Raw genomic sequence first — 1,243 nt, forward strand, 5'->3', positions numbered from 1 at the left:
TGATCCGCCCCAGCAGTTTTGGACACTGAGTTAAGTGAGTACAATCACTAACGAGGTGAACAATGACAACTAAGAAAACTAGAATTAAACATTCCCCTGAATTTAAAGCACAAGCCCTGAAGTTAGCAGATAAAGTGGGAGTAGCTGCGACAGCAAGACAGCTTTCTTTACACGAATCTCAAATCTACGGGTGGCGGAAGAACTCGAAGAAAGACACCAATACGAGTCAGCGAGAGCAAGAGCTAACCGCAGAGGTTGCCAAGCTCAAAAGGCAGTTGGCTGAGCAAGCTGAAGAGCTAGAAATTGTAAAAAAGGCCGCCACCTACTTCGCGAAGAATCTAAAGTAGATTGCTACGAGTTTATGCTCGAACACCTGCTGTGCTTCAGTATAGTGCGTATGGCTAAGGTGTTCGGGATTTCCCGAAGTGGGTTTTATTACTGGATTAAGCATCGGCACAACGCCATCCAACGTGAGGCTATTCGCCAACAGCTTGATACAAAAGTTAAAGAAGCTTTCGACAACAGCAAAGGCCGAGATGGCTCAAGGCGTATCCAAAAAGAACTGTCTGAGAACGGTGAACGCTACAATGTTAAAACCATTGCTGCCAGTATGAAGCGTCAAGATTTAACGCCGAAAGCTGCACGCAAGTTTAAGTGCACTACGGACAGCAAGCATCAAATGCCTGTTGCTCCAAACCTGTTGGCTCAGAATTTTAGCGCATCTGCTCCGAATGAAAAATGGGCTGGAGACATCACCTATATAGCGACAAGCGAAGGCTGGCTGTACTTGGCGGTAATTATTGACCTTTACTCAAGACAAGTAATTGGATGGTCTATGGATACCAGAATGACGGCTACGCTGGTCTGTGATGCGCTATCAATGGCGTTGTTCCGTCGCGGATTCCCCGAGCAGGTTATCGTTCATAGTGATCGAGGTAGTCAGTACTGCTCAAAAGATTATCGAGATCTCATAACTGCTTATAATCTAAAACAAAGTATGAGTAGGAAAGGAAATTGCTGGGACAATGCTTGTGTTGAGAGCTTCTTCCATTCTATGAAAGTTGAAGCAATCCAAAATGAGCCGATTATGACGAGAGACCAGATGCGCCAAACGATCTTCGAGTACATAGAGGTTGATTATAATCGGACGAGAAGGCACAGTGCTCTTGGGTATCTAAGCCCAGTTAACTTTGAACAGCAAAATGTCGCTTAATGTGGTGTCCAGTTTTGCTGGAGCAGATCA

1 protein-coding gene is annotated in these 1,243 nt (G+C 45.1%); it reads left to right on the forward strand.

All coding sequences use genetic code 11. The annotated features are described in order from the left end of the window. The first annotated feature begins 62 nt into the window (after nt 1-62). A protein-coding gene (locus tag AACV12_RS11200) for an IS3 family transposase (protein ID WP_170901618.1) occupies nt 63-1,213 on the forward strand; the annotation gives its coding sequence in 2 pieces (ribosomal slippage) (nt 63-306 and nt 306-1,213; 1,152 coding nt in all). Nucleotides 1,214-1,243 lie beyond the last annotated feature (30 nt).

It is taken from the genome of Vibrio sp. 2-2(8) (assembly GCF_963888495.1).
In the GTDB taxonomy this organism is placed as follows: domain Bacteria; phylum Pseudomonadota; class Gammaproteobacteria; order Enterobacterales; family Vibrionaceae; genus Vibrio; species Vibrio anguillarum.